This window comes from Bradyrhizobium sp. ORS 285, from assembly GCF_900176205.1.
Classification (GTDB): Bacteria; Pseudomonadota; Alphaproteobacteria; order Rhizobiales; family Xanthobacteraceae; genus Bradyrhizobium.
Genome location: NZ_LT859959.1, coordinates 1,447,449 through 1,468,626, shown reverse-complemented (window position 1 = coordinate 1,468,626; position 21,178 = coordinate 1,447,449). Strand labels below are relative to the sequence as shown.

General features: G+C 64.8%; 21 protein-coding genes. 13 read left to right on the top strand and 8 right to left on the bottom strand.

The annotated features are described in order from the left end of the window. Positions 1-22 precede the first annotated feature (22 nt). A complete protein-coding gene (locus BRAD285_RS06455; RefSeq protein ID WP_006614228.1) occupies positions 23-826 on the top strand; it encodes a helix-turn-helix domain-containing protein in 804 nt (267 codons plus the stop codon). A gap of 128 nt (positions 827-954) precedes the next feature. Continuing rightward, positions 955-2,304, top strand: a complete 1,350-nt coding sequence (locus BRAD285_RS06450; RefSeq protein WP_006614229.1) for a malonyl-CoA decarboxylase — start codon at positions 955-957, stop codon at positions 2,302-2,304. Between the two features lie 975 nt (positions 2,305-3,279). On the opposite strand, the gene BRAD285_RS06445 is transcribed toward BRAD285_RS06450, so the two are convergent. From BRAD285_RS06445 to BRAD285_RS06415, 7 genes are all read right to left on the bottom strand, one after another. Continuing rightward, entirely contained in the window at positions 3,280-3,690 is a 411-nt protein-coding gene (locus BRAD285_RS06445) for an SRPBCC family protein (RefSeq protein WP_006614230.1), read from the bottom strand. A 213-nt stretch (positions 3,691-3,903) separates the two neighbouring features. Next, entirely contained in the window at positions 3,904-4,173 is a 270-nt protein-coding gene (locus tag BRAD285_RS36670) for a DUF6678 family protein (protein ID WP_371507691.1), read from the bottom strand. Between the two features lie 219 nt (positions 4,174-4,392). Next, positions 4,393-4,881, bottom strand: a complete 489-nt coding sequence (locus BRAD285_RS06435; protein ID WP_006614232.1) for a hypothetical protein — start codon at positions 4,879-4,881, stop codon at positions 4,393-4,395. Between the two features lie 165 nt (positions 4,882-5,046). Continuing rightward, on the bottom strand, positions 5,047-6,102 hold the full coding sequence (locus BRAD285_RS06430; protein WP_006614233.1) for a hypothetical protein: 1,056 nt from the start codon (positions 6,100-6,102) through the stop codon (positions 5,047-5,049). A gap of 524 nt (positions 6,103-6,626) precedes the next feature. Next, entirely contained in the window at positions 6,627-6,875 is a 249-nt protein-coding gene (locus BRAD285_RS06425) for a DUF3297 family protein (RefSeq protein WP_006614234.1), read from the bottom strand. Continuing rightward, a complete protein-coding gene (locus tag BRAD285_RS06420) occupies positions 6,872-7,348 on the bottom strand; it encodes a glutathione peroxidase (RefSeq protein WP_006614235.1) in 477 nt (158 codons plus the stop codon). Before BRAD285_RS06420 ends, BRAD285_RS06425 begins: the two co-directional genes overlap by 4 nt. Further along, positions 7,348-8,742, bottom strand: coding sequence for an amidase family protein (locus BRAD285_RS06415; RefSeq protein WP_006614236.1), 1,395 nt, complete (start codon positions 8,740-8,742; stop codon positions 7,348-7,350). The genes BRAD285_RS06420 and BRAD285_RS06415 overlap by 1 nt, the downstream gene beginning before the upstream one ends. A 393-nt stretch (positions 8,743-9,135) precedes the next feature. On the opposite strand from BRAD285_RS06415, the gene BRAD285_RS06410 reads away from it, so the two are divergent. Beyond that, on the top strand, positions 9,136-10,239 hold the full coding sequence (locus BRAD285_RS06410; protein ID WP_006614237.1) for a lactonase family protein: 1,104 nt from the start codon (positions 9,136-9,138) through the stop codon (positions 10,237-10,239). Between the two features lie 225 nt (positions 10,240-10,464). Further along, a complete protein-coding gene (locus BRAD285_RS06405) occupies positions 10,465-10,899 on the top strand; it encodes a group III truncated hemoglobin (protein ID WP_006614238.1) in 435 nt (144 codons plus the stop codon). Positions 10,900-10,938: 39 nt separating this feature from the next. Here BRAD285_RS06405 and BRAD285_RS06400 read toward each other — a convergent pair whose 3' ends face one another. Beyond that, positions 10,939-11,196 carry a hypothetical protein gene (locus tag BRAD285_RS06400; RefSeq protein ID WP_006614239.1) on the bottom strand — a complete coding sequence of 86 codons (258 nt, stop codon included), beginning with the start codon at positions 11,194-11,196 and terminating at the stop codon, positions 10,939-10,941. Between the two features lie 305 nt (positions 11,197-11,501). On the opposite strand from BRAD285_RS06400, the gene pqqA reads away from it, so the two are divergent. The 9 genes from pqqA (at position 11,502) to BRAD285_RS06355 (ending at position 21,118) form a co-directional block, all read left to right on the top strand. Then, the gene (gene pqqA, locus BRAD285_RS06395; RefSeq protein ID WP_012029362.1) at positions 11,502-11,582 is read left to right on the top strand and encodes a pyrroloquinoline quinone precursor peptide PqqA; all 81 of its coding nucleotides are present in this window, start codon (positions 11,502-11,504) and stop codon (positions 11,580-11,582) included. A gap of 220 nt (positions 11,583-11,802) precedes the next feature. Continuing rightward, the gene (gene pqqB, locus BRAD285_RS06390; protein WP_006614241.1) at positions 11,803-12,732 is read left to right on the top strand and encodes a pyrroloquinoline quinone biosynthesis protein PqqB; all 930 of its coding nucleotides are present in this window, start codon (positions 11,803-11,805) and stop codon (positions 12,730-12,732) included. Positions 12,733-12,752: 20 nt separating this feature from the next. Continuing rightward, entirely contained in the window at positions 12,753-13,508 is a 756-nt protein-coding gene (pqqC, locus tag BRAD285_RS06385; protein WP_371507690.1) for a pyrroloquinoline-quinone synthase PqqC, read from the top strand. Positions 13,509-13,735: 227 nt separating this feature from the next. Beyond that, positions 13,736-14,044 carry a pyrroloquinoline quinone biosynthesis peptide chaperone PqqD gene (gene pqqD / locus BRAD285_RS06380; RefSeq protein WP_006612271.1) on the top strand — a complete coding sequence of 103 codons (309 nt, stop codon included), beginning with the start codon at positions 13,736-13,738 and terminating at the stop codon, positions 14,042-14,044. After that, positions 14,041-15,234, top strand: a complete 1,194-nt coding sequence (pqqE, locus tag BRAD285_RS06375; RefSeq protein ID WP_006612270.1) for a pyrroloquinoline quinone biosynthesis protein PqqE — start codon at positions 14,041-14,043, stop codon at positions 15,232-15,234. Before pqqD ends, pqqE begins: the two co-directional genes overlap by 4 nt. After that, positions 15,227-16,216: a prolyl aminopeptidase gene (pip, locus tag BRAD285_RS06370; protein WP_006612269.1), complete on the top strand. Its 990-nt coding sequence runs from the start codon at positions 15,227-15,229 to the stop codon at positions 16,214-16,216. Before pqqE ends, pip begins: the two co-directional genes overlap by 8 nt. A 151-nt stretch (positions 16,217-16,367) precedes the next feature. Beyond that, the gene (locus BRAD285_RS06365; protein ID WP_006612268.1) at positions 16,368-17,039 is read left to right on the top strand and encodes a DUF4286 family protein; all 672 of its coding nucleotides are present in this window, start codon (positions 16,368-16,370) and stop codon (positions 17,037-17,039) included. Between the two features lie 459 nt (positions 17,040-17,498). Continuing rightward, the gene (locus BRAD285_RS06360; RefSeq protein WP_006612267.1) at positions 17,499-19,298 is read left to right on the top strand and encodes an FAD-dependent oxidoreductase; all 1,800 of its coding nucleotides are present in this window, start codon (positions 17,499-17,501) and stop codon (positions 19,296-19,298) included. Next, complete coding sequence (locus BRAD285_RS06355; protein WP_006612266.1) at positions 19,268-21,118, top strand: 2-oxoacid:acceptor oxidoreductase subunit alpha; 1,851 nt, start codon at positions 19,268-19,270, stop codon at positions 21,116-21,118. The genes BRAD285_RS06360 and BRAD285_RS06355 overlap by 31 nt, the downstream gene beginning before the upstream one ends. Positions 21,119-21,178: the final 60 nt, after the last annotated feature.

The window sequence follows — 21,178 nt, the reverse complement described above, 5'->3', positions numbered from 1 at the left end:
TCGCCCCAACGAGAAGCCGCCAATGACCATCGTGGACACGCCATTGAAGCCGCTCGGCGACGACCGGGTGACGACCGAGCCTGGCGTGCACCTGATCGCGCGCAGCTACCACAAGGGCGCCCGGCTCGATCCGCACATGCACCGGGAGTCGCAGCTGATCTACGCCTCCGCCGGCACCATGCAGGTGACGACGCCGCAGGGCCGCTGGCTGGTGCCGCCGGATCGCGCGGTGTGGGTGCCGGCGCGGCATGCGCATGCCATCGACATGCTGGCGGACAGCCAGATGCGGACGTTGTATTTCGAGCTGGACTGGCTCGCGCGCGAGGCGCGCGGTGTCAGGCTCGACCGCGAATTCGTGGTGCACGTGTCGCCGCTGCTGCATCAGGCGATCCTCGCCCTGTTCGATGCCACCGGCGGGCCCGAGCGCACCGCCCTGCTGGTGCGGCTCGCGCTGCTCGAATTGCGCCGCGCCGAGGATTCCTCGACCTTCATCCCGCTGCCGAGGGATCCGCGCGCGCGGCGCGCCGCGCTGCTCGTGCTCGCCTCGCCCGCGAACGAGCAGGATCTCGCGACTCTCGCGAGCGCCGTCGGCAGCTCCGCGCGCACGCTGTCGCGGCTGTTCGCGGCGGAGACGCGGCTGAGCTTCAAGGCCTGGTGCCAGCGTGCCCGCATTGCGGCCGCGATCGAGCGTCTTTCGACCGACCGCCAGCTCTCGGTCAAGCAGCTCGCCGCCGATCTCGGCTACGCCAGCGTGCCGGCATTCTCGCACGCCTTCCGGCAGGTGACTGGCCGCACACCGACCGAATTCGCCGGCGCGAGTGAATGACGGCTCCGCCGCGCATGCAGGCGGGGACGGCGGCGTTGACGATTTGTTATGTTTGAATGTCGCCACCTTTGCCATAAATCCATGTAACATCACAGCCTGTCGCTTTTCGGGGATTCGACTGAGACCAGATGGCCAACGCCTTTTTTACTGACCTGATCACCACCATTTCCGAGCGCGGCCGGACATTGCTGCGCGGCGGCACGCCGGCGGTCGACAAGCACGATGCGAAGAGCCTTGCCGAATTGTGCGAGGCGCTGGTGTCCGGTGCCGGCGAGGCCTCGGGCACCGCGATGGCCCGCGACGTGCTCGACGGCTATCATGATCTCGACGCCGAGGGCCGCAAGGCGTTCTTCACCGCGCTGGTTCACGATTTCGGTCCTGACAATGCCAGGCTCACCAAGGCGATCGAGGCGTGGCGCGCCGCGCCATCGGATGAAGGCGCCAGCGCGCTGCATTTCGCCTCCGAGCCGCGCCGCCAGGAGCTGATCCGCCGCCTCAACCGCGCCCCGGGCGGCACGCCCGAGCTGGTCGCGATGCGCACCGATCTGCTGGATCTGCTGAAGTCGAATCCGGAACTCGCCGCGCTCGATCGCGACGTCGTGCATCTCTTGAGCTCGTGGTTCAACAGGGGGTTTCTCGTGCTGCGCCGGATCGACTGGTCGACGCCTGCCAATATCTTGGAGCAGATCATCCGCTACGAGGCGGTGCACGAGATCCACGACTGGGACGATCTGCGCCGCCGCATCGATCCGATCGATCGGCGCTGCTACGCCTTCTTCCATCCGGCGATGCCCGACGCGCCCTTGATCTTCGTCGAGATCGCGCTGACCGAGACCATCCCCGGCGCGATCGCGCCGCTGCTCGCGGTCGATCGTGCGCCGGTGGCCGCCGATCGCGCCCGCACCGCGGTGTTCTACTCGATCTCCAACACCCAGCGCGGCCTCGGCGGCATCTCGTTCGGCAACTTCCTGATCAAGCAGGTGGTCGAGGAGCTGCGCCGCGAGCTGCCGAAGCTCGACACCTTCGTCACGCTGTCGCCGGTGCCGGGCTTCATGGGCTGGCTGAAATCGACGGAGGATGCGACCGAGGAGGATCGCAACGTGCTCAAGCTCCTCAACGAGCCGCGCTGGGTCGAGGATGCCGAGATGACGGCGGAATTGCGCACCGTGATCGAGCCGCTCGCCGCGCACTACTTCCTGAAGGCGCGCACGTCGAAGGGCAAGCTGATCGACCCCGTCGCCCGCTTCCACCTCGGCAACGGCGCCCGGCTCGAGCGCATCAACTGGCTCGGCGACCTCTCCGCCAAGGGCCAGCGCGAGTCGGCGACGGTCATGGTGAACTACCTCTATCGCCTCGAGGACATCGAGAAGAACCACGAGGCGTATGCCAATGACGGCGAGGTGGTCGCGTCGAGCGCGGTGAAGAAGCTGCTGCGCGGCGAAGGCCGGCGGCTGTTGGACATGAGGTTGTCGTCGTAGGGATGGCGCGGACGCGTTCGATCGCGTCCGATTTTGTCGTGCTGTTTTGAAGCTTAAGGCTCGAGAGTTCATGGCTCGACAGCTCATGGCTCCACAGCTCCTGGCTTGAGTCACGCCGTCCACTCCAAACTCCGTCATTGCGAGCGAAGCGAAGCAATCCAGAGCCCCACGCGCCGCCCTGGATTGCTTCGCTTCGCTCGCAATGACGCGTGGTGAGCTTGTGTGCTCTCACAACGAACACCGCCGTCATCCCGGCGAACGCCGGGATCCATAACCACAGGGCCTCGTTTGTGGCAGGCCCGTCGTGAGACCTCGCCAGGCCACATCCGCCGCGGCGTATGGGTCCCGGATCGGCGCCCCGACGCGCTTCGCACGTCACGGCTTGTCCGGGACGACAGCGGAGGTAAACAGCCGCGTCAGTGGACGCCGTGAGGATGAATCGCTTTCACATCTCAAACAGCCTGGGGACGTGCGACCATGGCCTCGCGGCGCGTCACACCCGAGTGCTGCATCGACATGTCCCTCCGATCAAGGACAGAGGGCGCAGGGAAGACCGGGTGCTGGCCGCAACCCATGGCCCCCGTGCGTGAAAAAATGCACGGGGCAGGAACCACAGGTACGACCGGTGCATTCCGGCCTTCCCTGCGCGATGGTTTTCACGGTGTCCTTCGTGCTCTCCCTGGGGATCGGGCTCTTTTGCCCCCATCGCCCGCGCGTGCCGTCAAGCAACTGACCGCAGACTTGACCTCAGCGTCGAGAGGCCAGGACCACACGACTTCTCCGTCCGCAACGACGCCGGTCGTCCACCGTCGCCGCTGCGGCCACCGCATCCCTGCCCCGACGTTCGTGACGACGCGTACGCCCCTCTGCGATGAGGCAGGATGGGTGCAGTATTGCTGATTTTCGGAATTTGTCAAGGGCGAAGATTCAGGCCGTTCACGACGCCCTCATCGGGGCGCCGCGCGTCCGGTGCGCTCAAGACGCCTTCGCCTCCACGTGCCGTTTGAAGCTGTCGAGAATGGCCTGCCAGCCTTGCTGTTGCATCTCGACCGGGTGCGTCGTTTCAGGATCGAAGACAACGCGAACGAGAACGCCGTTCGGACCGGTCTCGAAATGAACGTCCGCTTTCCGGTCGCCGAAGGCGTAGGCGATCAGCTTGTGCTCGACGAGCTTGGTGTAGGTCCCGGCGAAGTCGAACCCCATGCTGCCGTCCTTGGCCTCCATCCGCGACGAGAAGTCTCCGCCTTCGCGCAGGTCGACCGTGGCCTTGGTCGTATGCCAGTCGTCCGACGCAGCGTTCCACTTGACGATATCGGCCGGCGTCGTATAGGCGCGCCAGACTTGGTCGATCGGGGCTGCGACGGTGGTTTCGACGGTGATGCGCATGACAATGGCTCCAGGTTCGGTTTCGATGGCTCGCTGCGACTGTGCAGGAGTTGTGCTCGAAGGACGGTCGAGACCGTCTGGTCCCGACATCCGGTGAGAGAAATCTTACCTGTGAAAGCCGCTGCCGGATCCTCGCATCGAACCTTGAAATCGCCGACGCACCAATAAGCCGTCGCACCTTCCGTGCGCCGCCTGTCCTTCCATGGCGGAGCTCTAGGTCCTCCCATGCTTGTAATGGCCAACCACCCGAACGAAATCGTGATGGCTCTCGATCTCAAATCCGACGCGCCGGCAGATTGAGGCGACCTCATCCAAGGAGGCGGCGTCTGGGCTTTGACGGAGTACGAGATCGACCCACTCCATTTCTTTCCAGACATAGTCCGACCTGAAGTGATAATACCACTCACTGTCCGAATTCGAATCTTCCGGCAGGTTGAGTGTCTTGACCCTGAAACGCGGAGCACGCGCGCCCAAGGACACCATGGCCTGCTGAAGCTCTGACCATTTTGTGTCGTTGGCATAGCTCGTATATCGCGATCGATCGAACATACAACTTTTACTCATGTCGACGGAAACGAGGACGCCCGTTCCGCACTAGCATCGACCGCTGCAACCTTATCCGGCAATCTGCCTGCGCGGCAACAGGTCTCTTCACGTGAGTCATGTGATGCACCGTAGTTTCGACGCGATGCAGAGAACATCTCACTCCTCGTCTTTGATGGCCCAAGCGATGAACTTTGCGACAGAGACGACGGCTACAACGGCAAGATAGGCGATGTAGATGGCGAGGCAGATAATGGAAACGATCAACAAGACCAAGGTATATTGAAGAGGCTCCCCCAACCGGTCTCCGCAATCCTGAATTCCGAGACCGAGGTTTCTTGCCTGAAGAGCCATCTCGGTCATTTGCCAGATGTAGAAGAGAAGAAAGCAGAACGAAAACAGCTGTCTTCTGATAACGATCATGACGATGGCAGGCAGGAGATACAGAGGAGCATCCTGCGGTCGCTCGTAGCCTCTGCATTGCTGAGTGATGATGCCAGCCGTATAGATCATCATCGGAACGATCAGCAGCGCGCAGACGTTCGCAACCAGCGTGAGGCGCGAACCGAACAGGGCCATCAGCGTAGGATCCTCCCATGGGCTGAGCAGGATCCGGTAGAGGCGCACTACCTGCTTCCACGCGCCCATTGCCGTGCTCCGTGGCTGTTGGCCTAATTGGATTCTTTTAAGTTTCATGGTCGGGACGCGCTGCCGTCCGGACCTGTTACACTAGTTGGCTTAGCGCCGGCGGCGCTGCTTACCATGAGAGTGAACTCAGGATTCCGGAGCCCACTCTCAACGGTCTGCAACGTCTTAGGCCGCAGCCTGCTGCGGCCGCAACCGCAGCACCGCCGGCGGCAGATTGGCGGCCAACCACTCCGCAATCACCTTCTGCTTCCTATGATACGCCAGCCCCGCGGCCACCACCGCGACGCCGATCAGCGACAGCGCGAAGGGGAACAGCAGCGAGTCCTTGAAGACGACATCGGCGAGATGGCCGAGATACATCGTGATGCCCACAGCGCCGAACACGGCGTAGGCGCGGCGGACGATGATGACAGCGATCATCAGCAGGCCGACATTCATCAAGCAGTAGATCGCCTTGCCGAACTCGGTGGCGCCTTCGGTGGCGCTGATGCCGCCCCAGAAGGCCATCAGGCCGAACAGATGCAGCCAGAAGCCGAAGTCGCGGTTGTTGTTGGTATAGTCGACGATCCAGGCCAGGCTGAGCATGCCCAAGCCGAACCAGATCGAGACGATGCGACGCATCTCCCAATCGATGTGGCTGACATGGAAGATCCAGGGCGTGAGGTCCATCGACATGAACCACAGCGCCACCGAGATGACCGCATAGATGAAGGGCACGCGGTAAAAGCGCAGCGCGATCGCGCCCGCCGCGACGGTGGCGAGCTCCATGAACAGCCAGCTGCCCTTGATCCAGACGTAGAAGTCCTGGACCGTGCCGGGCTTGCCGAACCTGCCCCACCAGCCGAGCTCGGCCTGGATGCCGTAGACGGCGAGCGGCGCCATCGACACGGCGATGGCGATCAAGAGGCCACCGGGGACGCGCAGGCCGCGGCGCCAGAGGTGGTCGCCGGCGAAGCCGAAGGCCGCGGCATAAGCGAGCGCGCAGGCGGTCAGGGCGCGGCCGCCCATTTGCGAGAACGCCACCGTCGAGAACAGGCCCATGGCCCCGATCACGATCAGCGCGCCGGCGTACCAGAGGAGGTGCGCGGCATCGAATTTGGCGCGGGGGGTGTCGGTGGAGGGGGCGCGCTGGTGGAGATAGGCCAGCAGGCGCTGCAGCTCGTCGGGGCTGATGGCGCCCGCGCCGGCGGCGGCGCGGAGGTCGGTTTCGGAATAGGACATGGTCGTTACCTCAGGTGGTCCGCCGCAGGCATGCGGGTCCGGTCGCGCAAACGCTGTTCGCGTTGCGCGTCGCGGGCCGACGCCGGCGTGGCGAGTGAGAGTTAGTGTAGCGGAACGTGAGCGGCGTTCAAGGAATATTTTGAGCAACGCTCAAACTCTTCGCCGAATCATCCCGGCGAACGCCGGGATCCATAACCACAGGGAGACGTGTGAGGCAGGCTCGTCGTGAGACCGCGCGCCGCCACGACCGCCGCGGCGTATGGGTCCCGGGTCAAGCCCGGGACGACACCAGTAGAGACGATATGGCAGAGTTCGCAACAGCCATCGTAAATGTTGCGGGACTATCCCCCCTGCCGCAGGCGATGACAGCTCGGGGTGGACGCGCTCTCTCCACGTCATTGCGAGCGAAGCGAAGCAATCCAGAGTCCTTGCTCGGCCCTGGATCGCGTCGCTTCGCTCGCGATGACGGAGAGCTCGGAGTGGCAGACCGCTGACGCATCCGGCATGCGCAGCGTCCCCTACTCTCAATCCTTGAAATACGGCTCCACCGGCCCGTGCACCTTGATGGTCAGCGGGTTGCCGTGGCGGTCCTTGGCGGTGCCGGCGGCGACGCGGATCCAGCCTTCGCTGATGCAGTATTCCTCGACATTGGTCTTCTCGGCGCCCTTGAAGCGGATGCCGACGTCGCGCGACAGGATCTCCGCGTTGTAGTAGGGGCTCTTCGGATCGACCGAAAGACGGTCGGGGAAGGTGAAGGTCTCGTTGTCGCTCACAGCAGTGCCTCGATCTCTTTCTTCAACGCCTCGGGCGTGGTGGTCGGCGCATGGCGCGACACCACGCGGCCCGAGCGATCGACCAGGAATTTGGTGAAATTCCATTTGATCGCCGAGCCCAGCAGGCCGGTCTTCTCGCCCTTCAGGAACTTGTAGAGCGGGTGCGCGTCCGTGCCGTTGACGTCGATCTTCGCGAACAGCGGGAAGGTGACATCGTACTTCGTCGAGCAGAACGCGCCGATCTCCTCGGCCGTGCCGGGCTCCTGGGCGCCGAACTGGTTACAGGGAAAACCGAGCACGGCAAAGCCCCTGTCGGCGTAGGCGCGGTGCAGCGCCTCCAGGCCGCGATATTGCGGCGTGAAGCCGCAGGCGCTGGCGGTGTTGACGATCAAGAGCACCTGGCCCTCGAAGCGCTTCAGTGGCACTTCCTCGCCCGTGAGCGAGGCCGCGGTGAAATCGTAGATGCCGGCCATCACCCAAGCACCGGATCGATCGGCGACGGTGGCGTGCCGCCGGCCTCGATGGCCTCGCCCGCGGCGAGGCACATGTCCTCGCGAAAGCGCTGGCCGACGAGCTGTACGCCGACGGGGACGCGGCCAACCATGCCGGTCGAGACGACGAGGCCCGGCAGGCCAAAGAACGGAATCGCGATCTGCGTCAGCTGGGCGTGCCAGACCCGCTTGAAGGAGTCTTCGTCCTTGCGGTCGAGCTGGTCGGCGAACGGCAGCATGCCGGAGACGGGCATCAGCAGCAGCGGATGCTGCTCCATGAACAGGAGCCATTGCCGGGTCAGCGCGGCGCGGCGGGCGAGCGTCGCCGAGAGATCGAACGGATGCACCTTGTCACGGTTGCCGCGCAGGCAGGCGAGCGCGCCGGGGTCGCCTTCCTTTTCAGCGGCCGCGAGTTGCGCCTCGTAGCCGTCGCCGAGCCAGAGCCGGGTCTGCAGCAGCGCGGCCTCCTGCATCGGCGGCGTGTCCTGGATCTCCTCGACGGTCCAGCCGGCGGCCTCCAGCCGCTTAGCGGTGTCGCGCAGCGCGGCGACGACTTCCGGCACCGGGTTCAGGCCGTCGGGATTGACGCAGAGCGTGACGCGCTTCGGCAAGGGAGGACCTTCGAGCGGCACCGGCATCCACCAGACGTCGCGGACGTCGCGCGCAGACATCGCGGCAAGCGCGATCCTGACGTCGTTGACCGTGCGGGCGAGCGGGCCGGAGACGGCGCTGATCTGCGGGCCAATGGGGCGCTCCGGCAGGCAGGTGTTGAAGGCGGGGATGCGGCCGACCGTCGGGCGCAGGCCGTGGATGCCGCAGGCATAGGCGGGATAGCGGACGGAGCCGGCGATGTCGGTGCCGTGGCCGATATGGCCGATGCCGGCGGCGGTGGCCGAGCCGGCGCCGCCGGAGGAGCCGCCGGGCGTGATGCCGGGATCGCGCGGGTTCTTGGTGTGGCCGTGGATGAGGTTGCTGGTGAACCAGCGATAGGACACCGCCGGCGTGTTGGTGCGGCCGAGCAGCACGGCGCCGGCCTTGACGAAATTGTTGACGACCGGGTTATGCGCCGACGCGATCGCGTCCTTCTGCAGATTGAGTCCGTTGGTGGTGGCGTAGCCTTCCTGGTCGACATTGACCTTGATCGTGACGGGCACGCCGGCAAGCGGTCCCGGATCCTCGCCACGCGCGAGCCTGGCGTCGATGGCGTCGGCCTGCTGCAGCACGTCCTCGGGGCGGTGGTCGATCACGGCGTTGATCGCGGGATTGACCGCATCGAGCCGGGCCAGTGCCGAGGTCGCGGCATCGCGCGCGGAGACCTGTTTCGACTTGATGAGGGCGGCAAGAGCGGCAGCCGGCAGGCGCCAGAGATCGGTCATGGGGAGCTCCGTGGTGGTCTGGCGTTCTTAGCGCGGCGGGTGGCAGTGAGAAAGCCGCGCATTGTGAAGCGGGCTATGCAGAGGCGCGGGCTCCTCGACTGGACCGGTGAAGTTGTGGAACCGCGGGAGCGCTGGTGCCCGCGGCCGTCCTTCGAGACGCCCGCCTCCGGCGGGCTCCTCAGGACGAGGGCTGAGGGTGTGACGAGCATAGGTCGCGGCACTTCGCGCCGCTTCCCCTCATGGTGAGGAGCGCCGCTCGCGGCGCGTCTCGAACCATGAGGCCCCCACCGCGATCAATACCCGTCCTGCATCGATCGATCCGGAAACAGGCTTGGTCAAGCCTGACAAACGACTTTAAGACCTCAATCAACAACATCACAAAGGGGGAAGCACATGATCAGATCGGGCACCATCCTGGCCGCAACATTCGTCCTGGCCGCCGCGGCAACGCTGGCGCCGCGCGCAGGGTACGCCGAGACCTACGCCTATGTCGGCAATGCCGACAGCAACGACATCAGCGTGTTCAAGTTCGATGCCGCGACCGGCGAGATGAGCCCGGTGCAGACGGCCGCCTTCGTCGGCGTCGAGAAGCCGGGCTCGTCGACCCCGCTCGCGGTCAGTCCGGACAAGAAGCTGCTGATTGCCGGCGTCCGTTCGCAACCTTTTCAAGCGGAGAGCTTTGCGATCGACGCCAAGACCGGCCAGCTCACGCACATCGGCAACGGCCCGCTCGCCGACAGCATGGCCAACATCGCCTTCGATCGCACCGGCAAGCTGCTGTTCAGCGCCTCCTATGGCGGCAACAAGGTGGCGGAGAATCCGGTGCAGGCCAACGGCGTCGTCGCAGCGCCGAGCCAGGTGATCCCTACCGGGCTGAACGCCCACGCGTTCCTGCCCTCGCCTGACAACCGCTTCGTGTTCGCGACCAATCTCGGCTCCGACCAGGTGCTCGGCTTCGCCTTCGATGCGGCCACGGGCACGCTGACCGCGCAGGACAAGCTGACGGTGAAGACGCCGGAGAAATCAGGGCCGCGGCACTTCATCTTCCACCCGAACGGCAAGTTCATCTATCTCCTGCACGAGCTCAACGCCGATCTCGCGGTTTATGCCTATGACGCCGAGAAGGGTACGTGGACCGAGCAGCAGCGCATCACCACCCTGCCCCCGGGCTTCACCGGCAAGCCCTGGGCGGCCGATCTTCATGCGACGCCTGATGGCAAGTTTCTCTACACGTCGGAGCGCGGCTCCAACACATTGGCCGCGTTCAAGATCGATGCGGCCAGCGGGCGCGTGAGCCTGATCGGCAGCGTGCCGACCGAGACCCAGCCGCGCGGCTTCGCCATCGATCCGACCGGGCGCTATCTGGCCGCAGTCGGCGAGGTGTCAAACGGCATGACGGTGTACAAGATCGATGCGGCCAGCGGCGCACCGGAGAAGGTGAAGTCCTACGCTGTCGGCAAGAAGCCGAACTGGGTGGAATTCGTCACCCTGCCGTGAGCGGCGGGTGGAGAGAGCGAACTTGTGGCCATCCTTCGAGACGCGCGCCGGAGGCGCGCTCCTCAGGATGAGGGCGGAATATGCGGCGAGGATTGTTCTCCGCACTCCTCTCCGCACACTGTTTACCCTCATGGTGAGGAGCGCCGTCTTCGGCGCGTCTCGAACCATGAGGCCCAACGCGGCGCGGCATTCCCTGCGCCGCACTCAATCCCTATATACAACGCCATGAGCATGCCCGCCGCCCAGCCTGAAAGACATCCCCTCGCGGTTCAAAATCCGGAACTCGACGACGCTGCGATCCGCCGGCTGGTCGAGACGTTCTATGGCCGCGCGCGCGAGGACGAGCTGATTGGACCGATCTTCAACCACACGGTCGAGGATTGGGACGAGCACATCGGCAAGATCAGCGATTTCTGGTCGTCGATGTTCCTGAAGACCGGCCGCTACAGCGGCGCGCCGATGCGGCCACATCTGGTCCTGGAGCTGCGCGGCCCGCATTTCGACCGCTGGCTGCAGCTGTTCGAGGCGACCGCGAAGGACCTGTTCGCGCCGGAGCTCGGAAAACTCTTCATCGTCCGCGCCCGCCGCATTGCGGACAGTTTCGAGATGGGAATCGCCAGCACCCGCGGCGAGCTGGTACGGCCCCGTCATTCCGTCTGAGCGCGCGCCGTCTGCGTGCGATACGCGGCGCGGTCCCGCTCAGTGCCGCGTCATGGATTGCGCGGTCATGTTGAAGATCGCTTCCGAGAACGGAAACTCCAGCACGATCTCGCCATCCTCGTCGGTGACCTCGATGACGGCCGTCATCAGCGCCGCATTGCCGCCTTCGGTACGCAGCAGTTCCTTGATCATGTCGCGCGCGACTTCCCACGCGCGGTCCGGATTGCGCAGCACTTCGCCGTCGGTGTCGGAGACCAGTTCCTCGCCGATCCGTGTGTTGAAGAAATATCTTGGCATCGTCAGTTTCCAATGGGGTCACACGCTGGGATTTTGAAGTCTCGAACCTCTCACAACCGCTTTATCCGCCCCGCTGCGCGCCCCAAGCTAATGGCGGAACAGGACGGCGGTGCGAAGCCTTCGATCACGAATTCGTTGTTTTCGCGGCTCAAACCGACGAAAACCATAGCAATTCGCGTTTGCGACTTCGCACTGCAATAAGCGGGCCTGAGACGCTCAAACAAAAAGATTCCACTGGCGAACTTTTCGTAGCACGGTAGTTTAATGCTGAGGACGATAACCGTCCCGTCTTGAAGGAGAGGACAATGGCCTGGAAAGCACCGAAGATTGTTGAAGTGCCGGTCGGCATGGAAATCAACATGTATGCCTGCGCCGCCCGCAAATAATTGGCGGGTGTGACGTCCAGGTCCCGCCGGGATCGGGACGTCGACGCTTGAGGGTGGGGATCTGTGATCGCGTATGTGCCAGCCCGTACGCGGGTCCGATGTCCCACCCTCGTCGCTGTCCTGACCTCCGGTCATCCTGATCTCAGATCATCCTGACCCCAGGTCATCCTGCCGCCGGTAATCGCGTGCGCCACCACAGCTGAATTCCAGGAGACGGCTCATGCTTCGCCTCGTCGTCCTGGGCGCCGCCGCGGGCGGCGGAGTCCCGCAGTGGAATTGCGGCTGCGCCGTGTGCCGCGCCGCGCGCACCTCGCATCCCGAGATCCAGAACAGCCAGGCCTCGGTCGCGGTCAGCGCCGATGGCGCCAACTGGTTCCTGATCAATGCCTCGCCCGACCTGCGCCAGCAGGTGACCTCGACGCCGCAGCTGCATCCCAAGCCCGGCGCGCTGCGCCACAGCCCGATCGCCGGCGTGATCCTGACCAATGGCGAGATTGATGCCGTCACCGGCCTGCTGTCGATGCGCGAGAGCTCGTCTTTTTCGATCCACGCGCATCCGAAAGTGCTTGCGATCCTCAGATCGAACAACATCTTCGATGTGTTGAAGGACGAGAACGTCAAGCGCGTGCCGATCGTGATCGACGTTCCGTTCCGCCCGCTGCTGCAGGATGGCTCGCCGTCGGGGCTGGAGATCACGGCGTTCGCGGTGTCCGGCACCAGCGCCTGGTATCTGCGCGACAAGCAGCATCCCGGCGGCAGTTCCTCGGCCGGCGACACGCTGGGCCTCAAGATCGAGGACGTCGAGAGCGGGCAATATGCCTACGTCATCGCCGCCTGCGCCGATGTCGATCATGAGCTGAGAACGAGATTGAAAGGCGCGCCGCTGGTGCTGTTTGACGGCACGGTGTGGCGCGACGACGAAATGATCCAGGCCGGACTCGGCAACAAGACCGGGCAGAGCATGGGGCATATCGCGATGTCCGGAGAAAGCGGCGCGATCAAGCAGCTGGCGGACCTCGGGATCGGCAGGAAGATCTTCCTGCACATCAACAACTCCAATCCGGCGTGGCTGCACGCCTCACCCGAGCGGCAAACGTTGGAACGCGAGGGATGGGAAATCCCCGCTGAAGGGATGGAGATCGTACTGTGAGTGAGGTCAATCTGAGCGGAATGACGGCGCTGTCGATCGGACGCGGCGTGACGCTGAACACTGCAAGCGAATTGGAAGCGGCGCTGCGCCACATTGGCGCGACGCGCTATCACAACCACCACCCGTTCCATAAGCTCCTGCACAGCGGCAAGCTCAACAAGGGCCAGGTGCAGGCCTGGGCGCTGAACCGCTACTACTACCAATCGACGATCCCGCTGAAGGACGCGATGGTGATGACCCGCTTCCGCGACCGCGCCACGCGGCTGGAATGGCGGCACCGCATCGAGGATCATGACGGCGATGTCGGCAGCGAGGGCGGCATCGAGCGCTGGCTGAAGCTGACCGAAGGCCTCGGCCTCGACACGGCCTATGTGGAGTCCACCGAGGGCATTCTGCCGGCGACGCGCTTTGCCGTGGAGGCGTATGTGCATTTCTGCCGCGACCGCTCGCCGCTGGAGGCGATCGCCTCGTCGCTGACCGAGCTGTTTGCGCCCAGCATCCATGAAGAGCGCATCTCGGGGATGCTCGAGCACTACAATTTCGTCAACAACGACACGATGAGCTACTTCAAGCGCCGCCTCACCCAGGCGCCGCGGGACGCCAACTTCGCGCTGCATTTCGTCAAGGAGCATGCGACGACACCGGAGCAGCGCGCCGCGGTGTGCAATGCGCTGATCTTCAAGACCAACGTGCTGTGGGTGCAGCTCGACGCGCTGTATCACGCGTATGTGGAGGGCCACATCCCGCCGGGCGCGTTTGTGCCGAAGGAGGGATGACGTGCGCCGTTTGGACCACCCCTCCCGCGCCGCGATCGGTGCTCCCCCCTCCCCCCGCGCGAAGCGGAGCTTCGCTAGGCGGGGAGGGGTCGGGGGTGGGGGGCCACACGGGCAGTCATTGCTGGGACCCCCACCCCCAACCCCTCCCCGCAAGGGGGAGGGGAGTTGCACCGCGCGCTGCGCAGCCACTGTGCTCCTGCAAAATCAAACGCCCTAGAGACCCCGCCATGGCCCCGCGTCACATCCAGGTCACCGAAACCAGCCGCGTGGTGCTGCCGCGGCATACGAAGTTGAAGTACGACGAGACGCGGCAGGTCTGGGTGATCCTCGCGCCCGAGCGCGTGCTGGCGCCGGATGAGATCGCGGTCGAGGTGCTGAAGCTGTGCGACGGCGCGCGCAGTGTGGCCGAGATCATCGACGAGCTCGCGGCGAAATACGCCGCGCCGCGCGATGTCATTGCAACCGACGTGGTCGCGATGCTGCAGGATCTCGCCGACAAGGGCTTTCTCACCGAGGTTCGGGAGACGACATCATGACCGAACTCACCGAGACGACTCCGCAGATCGACAGCAATGACAGCCTCGCCGTGCTGGAGCGCCGCGGCTCCATCGCCGAGACCTACGGCATTCCGCTCGCCGTGCTGCTCGAGCTCACCCATCGTTGTCCATTGCAATGCCCCTACTGCTCCAACCCGCTGGAGCTCGATCGCGCCGGACAGGAGCTGACGACGGCCGAGTGGAAGAAGGTGCTGTCGGAGCTCGCCGAGATCGGTGTGCTGCAGGTGCATTTCTCCGGCGGCGAGCCGACCGCACGCAAGGACATCGTCGAGCTGGTGCAGCATGCCAATGACGTCGGACTCTACACCAATCTCATCACCTCGGCGGTGCTGCTGACGCGCGAGCGGCTGAAGGAGCTGGCCGACGCCGGCCTGTGCCACGTGCAGATCAGCTTCCAGGGCAATGAGCCCGTCGTCGCCGACCGCGTCGGCGGCTACAAGGGCGGCCACGCGAAGAAACTGGAAGTGGCGCGCTGGACACGCGAGCTCGACCTGCCGCTGACGGTCAATGCCGTCATGCACCGGCAGAACCTGCATCAGTTGCCGGATATCATTCAGATGGCCGTCGATCTCGATGCCGACCGGCTCGAGGTCGCCAACGTGCAATATTACGGCTGGGCGCTGAAGAACCGCGCCAGCCTGATGCCGACCTACGAGCAGTTGGAAGAAACCGACCGACTGGTCGAAGAGGCGCGCGAGCGGCTGAAGGGCACGCTCACGATCGACTACGTCGTGCCGGACTACTACGCGCTGCGGCCGAAAAAGTGCATGGGTGGCTGGGGCCGGCAGTTCTTCAACATCTCGCCCTCAGGCAAGGTGCTGCCCTGCCACGCCGCCGAGAGCATCACCGGGCTCGACTTCATGTCGGTGCGCTCGAACAACTCGATCGCCTGGATCTGGCAAAACTCCGAGGCCTTCAACCGCTATCGCGGCACCGGCTGGATGAAGGAGCCGTGCAAATCCTGCGAATTCCGCGAGATCGATTTCGGCGGCTGCCGCTGCCAGGCCTTCGCGCTGACCGGCGATGCCGCCAACACCGATCCCGCCTGCACCTTGTCGCCCCTGCACGAGAGCATCTTCAAGCAGGCCGAGCGCGATGCAGCCTCGGGCCAGGACCGCTTCCTGTATCGCAACTTCGCCGGCGGCACGCCCGAGAGCACCGATGCCTGACGCCGAAGCCGGCCGCGCCGCCGCGCGCCGCAACGATCCGTTCGTGCCGCTGACCTCGGAATGGCTCGACGTCTCCGGCGGTCACCAGATCTATGTCGAGAGCAGCGGCCGGGCCGGCGGCATCCCCGCCGTCTATCTGCATGGCGGCCCCGGCTCCGGCTGCCAGCCGGATCACCGCCGCCTGTTCGATCCCGAGCGCTTTCACGCCGTGCTGTTCGACCAGCGCGGCGCCGGCCGCTCGCGTCCCGCCCGCAGCCGCGACAACAACACCCTGCCCGACCTGATCGCCGACATGGAGGCGATCCGCGCCAAGTTCGACTTCGAGCGCTGGATGGTCATCGGCGGCTCCTGGGGCGCCACACTGGCACTCGCCTATGCGCAGGCGCATCCAGAGCGCGTCACAGGCCTCGTGCTGCGCGCGACCTTTCTCGGCACCCGCGCCGAGGTGGAAATGGCGTTCGGCGAGACGCTGGCGCGCTTTCATCCCACGCTGCATCGCGACTTCCTCGAGATGCTGCCGGAGACCGAGCGCGCCAATCCCTGCGACGCCTATTTCCGCCGCATCCTCGATCCCGATCCCGCGATCCACGGCCCGGCCGCACGCGCCTGGCATGACGTCGAGCGGGCGCTGTCGGAAGTGAAGCCCGCACGCCCCCACCTCGACCGCCTCGCGATCCGTTCGGGCAGCGCCTTGCCGGCGACGCCGTTCATGGAGGCGCATTACTTTTCGCACGACAGCTTCATGGCGCCGGATCAGCTGCTGCGCGATGCGACAAAGCTCGCCGGCATTCCCGGCATCATCGTGCAGGGCCGCTACGACCTGCTCTGCCCGCCATCGACGTCCGCGCGGCTCGCCGAAGTGTGGCGCGAGGCCGAAATCCGTGTCGTCGAAGCCGCAGGTCACAATCTTTATGACCCTGGCATCCGCGATGCGGTCATGAAAGCCATCTGCGATATGGCGACGCGCGCGAGCGCGCCTTAAACACATCACTCATTCCCCTCATGCTGAGGAGGCGCGCCAGCGCCGTCTCGAAGCATGAGGCCCGTGATCGTTCCGGGCCTCATCCTTCGAGACGGCCGCCTTTGGCGGCCTCCTCAGGATGAGGATCGGCACACGCACCAGGAGGCTCGAAATGCCCATCGCCGGGACAGGCATGCTTTTGACATCGATGAACATCGATGCCGCTGACGAAGCCGATTTCAACCGCTGGTACGACAGCGAGCATCTCGAGGAGCGCGTCGCGATTCCCGGCTTCATCGAGGCGCGGCGCTATGTCGCCGAGCAGGGCAGCCCCAAATATCTCTGCCTGTATTCGACCGAGACGATCGACGTGCTCGACAGCGCGCCCTATCGCGCACGGCTGGAGGCGCCGACGGAGTGGTCGAAGACGGTGATGGCGCGGTTCAAGAACATGATCCGCAGCGTCGCGCGGATCACGATCTCGAAAGGCGCCGGCCGCGGTGCGGTGCTCGGCATCATCCGGTTGCGGCCGAAGCCGGGACAGGACGGCGGCTTGCGTGACGCGCTGCAGGTCGAGCTCGATCCGCGCGAGCTCAGGGGCGTGATCTCGATGCACCTGCTTGAAGGCGATGCTGATCTCTCCGGTCCCGCGGCTGATGTCCCAGCAACCTCACGCGATGCCGACTGGTTCATCCTGATCGACGGCACCGACAGCCACGCGATCGCAACGCTGATGACGACGCGCTTCGCTGCGGTGGACGGACCGCTGGCGACGCAGATCTCCGCAGGCATCTATCGCCTGATGTGGGACCTCAGCCGCGCTGATATCGCATCTACGAACTAAGTGACGGCCTCGTCTCTCTCCACACCGTCATGGCCGGGCTTGTCCCGGCTATCCACGTCGTTCGGCATCCTGGGAAGCGCGTGGATGCCCGGGTCAAGCCCGGGCATGACGACGGAGTGTGCGGCCGCGCGCGTGCTCCACTCACTGGCCTCTCGTCTATTAACGCAGCCCATTCGAACTCGTCGTCACGCCATCTCGCATTGCAACACATGGCCACATCGCGCCTGCAATGCGGCACCGCACACTGTGTATGAGCAGCAGCTCTGCAAATTTGCCTTTGTGTGCGCCTTGGAATGGCTCTAGTCTGATATGACTATTCAATTGAGCCATTCAAAAAACAGAAGGGCGACGACCAGGGCCTGCTCCGGACCTCAACCGATCCTCTGCTGACCTGATCATCAGTCGCCCTCACGTCAGGAAGGCCGCGCGCTCGTGGTTCGCCGCGCGGACAGGGTAGGAATGAGAGCGACTGATATTTCGGCGCCCGACTACTTCCACAAAGTGGTCGATTGCCAATGGGCTTGTCCCGCACACACGCCGGTCCCCGAATACATCCGCCTGATCGCCGAGGGTCGCTACAGCGACGCCTACATGATCAATTGGAAGTCGAACGTCTTCCCCGGCATTCTCGGACGCACCTGCGATCGCCCTTGCGAACCCGCCTGCCGGCGCGGACGCGTCGAGGAGAGCCCGGTCGCGATCTGCCGGCTGAAGCGCGTCGCGGCCGATTTCAAGGACGACGTGCATCAGCGCATGCCGCGGCCTGTCCCGAAGAACGGCCGGCGCATCGCACTGGTCGGCGGCGGTCCGGCATCGCTGACCGTCGCGCGCGATCTCGCGCCGCTCGGCTATCACTGCACCGTGTTCGACGCCGATCCCAAGCCCGGCGGCATGATGCGCTCGCAGATTCCAAAATTCCGGCTGCCTGACAGCGTGATCGACGAGGAGACGGGCTATGTGCTCAGCCTTGGCGTCGACTACAAGGCTGGCCATCGCATCGACAGCCTGAAGGCGCTGCTGGCCGACAATTACGATGCCGTGTTCATCGGCTCCGGCGCGCCGCGCGGCCGCGAGCTGAACATTCCCGGCCGCAAGGACGCCGCAGCGAATATCCATCTCGGCATCGACTGGCTGTCCAGCGTCTCGTTCGGCCACACCGACAAGATCGGCAAGCGCGTGATCGTGCTGGGCGGCGGCAACACTGCGATGGATTGCTGTCGCACCGCGCGCCGCCTCGGCGGCGAGGACGTCAAGGTCATCGTCCGCTCCGGCTTCGAGGAGATGAAGGCCTCACCCTGGGAGAAGGAAGACGCGCTGCATGAGGATATTCCGATCCTCAACTATCTCGTGCCGGTCGCCTTCAATCACGACAATGGCAAGCTGACCGGCGTCACCTTCCAGAAGGTGAAGGCGGAATATGACGACAAGGGCCGGCGCTCGCTGGTGCCCTCGGGCGAGCCCGACGTAACGTATGAGTGCGACGACGTTCTCGTTGCCGTCGGCCAGGAGAACGCCTTCCCCTGGATCGAGGCCGATTGCGGCATCGAATTCGACAAATGGCATATGCCGGTGGTCGATCCCAAGACCTTCGTCTCGACGAATCCAAAAGTGTTCTTCGGCGGCGATGCCGCGTTCGGCCCGAAGAACATCATCTGGGCGGTCGCGCAGGGCCACGAGGCGGCGCTGTCGATCCATCGCCTGCTGTCGGGCGAGGACATCACCGAGCGGCCGTTGCCCGAGGTGCATATCTCGTCGCAGAAGATGGGCATCCACGAATGGAGCTACGACAACGACGTCTCGCCGGAGAAGCGCTTCAAGGTGCCGCACCGTGACAAGGTGGTGGCGCTGAAGGACATCCGCGCCGAGGTCGAGCTCGGCTACGACGTCAAGCTCGCACTCGGCGAGGCGCACCGCTGCCTGAACTGCGACGTGCAGACGGTGTTTTCGAACACGCTATGCATCGAATGCGACGCCTGCGCCGACATCTGTCCCATGGACTGCATCACCTTTACGGAAAATGGCGAGGAGGCCGATCTGCGCGCGCGGCTGCGGGCGCCGTCGTTGCACCCAGACCAGGACCTCTACGTGTCATCGGATCTGAAGACCGGGCGCGTGATGGTGAAGGACGAGGACGTCTGCCTCCATTGTGGCCTGTGCGCCGAGCGCTGCCCCACCGGTGCGTGGGACATGCAGAAATATTTCATCGAGACGACTCACGCAGGTAACGCATGTCCCAGCAAGCGCCGCTCAGCAGCGTAAACGACTTCGTCGTCCGCTTCGCCAACGTCAACGGCTCCGGCTCGGCCAGCGCCAACGAATTGTTCGCGCGCGCCGTGCTCCGCCACGGCGTGCCGGTCAGCCCCCGCAACATCTTCCCGTCCAACATCCAGGGGCTGCCGACCTGGTACGAGGTGCGGGTCACCGAGGCCGGCCATCTCGGCGCCCGCGGCGGCGGCACCGACCTGATGGTGGCGATGAACCCGCAGACCTGGGACAAGGACGTCGCCGGCATCGTGCCGGGCGGCTACCTGTTCTACGATTCGACCAAGCCGATGCCGTCGACCAAGTTTCGCGACGACGTGAACGTCATCGGCGTGCCGCTGACCGCGATCACCAACTCGACCTACTCGGACCCGCGGCAGCGCCAGCTGTTCAAGAACATCATCTATCTCGGCGCGCTCTCCGCGCTGCTCGAGATGGACCCGAAGCTGATCGAGCAGCTGATCGGCGAGCAGTACAAGGGCAAGGAGAAGCTGCTCTCCTCCAACGTCCATGCGCTGCATCTCGGCCGCGACTGGGCGCTGCAGAATCTGAAATGCCCGATCGGCCTGCGCATCAGGAAGGCCGACAAGGTCGGCGACCGCATCTTCCTCGAAGGCAACAACGCCGCCGCGCTCGGCGCCGTCTATGGCGGCGCCACCGTCTGCGCGTGGTATCCGATCACGCCGTCGTCCTCGGTGGCCGAGGCGTTCACCAATCACTGCAAGAAGCTGCGGCATGACCCGGAGACGGGCCAGGCCAAATACGCCATCGTCCAGGCTGAGGACGAGCTGGCCTCGATCGGCATGGTGGTGGGTGCATCCTGGAACGGCGCCCGCGCCTTCACCACGACATCGGGCCCCGGCGTATCGCTGATGACCGAGTTCATCGGCCTGTCCTACTTCGCCGAGATCCCGGCCGTGATCATGAACGTGCAGCGCGCCGGCCCCTCCACGGGCATGCCGACCCGGACGCAGCAATGCGATCTCATCGCCTGCGGTTATGCCTCGCACGGCGATACCAAGCACGTCATGCTGTTTCCCGAGGACCCGGCGGAGGCGTTCGAATTCGCGGCAGCGTCCTTCGATCTCGCCGAACGGCTGCAGACCACGGTCTTCCTGATGCTCGACCTCGACATCGGCATGAATCAGCGGCTGTGCCGGCCGCTGAAATGGGACGACGCCCGGCAGTACGACCGCGGCAAGGTGATGACGGCCGAAATGCTCGAGGATGGCCGCGATTTCGGCCGCTACCTCGACGTCGACGGCGACGGCATTCCGTTCCGCACCCTTCCCGGCACGCATCCGACCAAGGGATCCTACTTCACCCGCGGCACGTCGCGCGATCGTTATGCACGCTATTCGGAGGAAGGCGCCGTCTACGCCGACAACGTGCAGCGCCTGCTGCGCAAGTTCCAGACCGCCCAGGACATGGTGCCGCGTCCCCTGCAGGCCAACGCAGCCAAGCCGACGAAGTATGGCGTGATCTATTTCGGCTCGACCGCGCCGGCGATGGACGAGGCGATCGAACTTTTGGAGGCGCGCGGCCACCAGCTCGACCGGCTGCGTATCCGCGCCTTCCCGTTCCATTCGAGCGTGGCGAGCTTCATCGCCGAGCACGACTTCGTCTATGTGGTCGAACAGAACCGTGACGCGCAGTTGCGCCAGCTGATCGTCACCGAGAACGGCATCGACCCGGTGCGGCTGGTGCCGATCCTGCACTATGACGGCACCCCGATCACTGCGCGGTTCATCGCGGACGCAATCGGCACGCATCAGGACCAGATGCGAGTGACCCCGCTGCGCAAGGCGGTGTCGTGATGGTGCTCCCCACTCTCTCCTCCGTCATGCCCGGGCTTGACCCGGGCATCCATCTCCTTC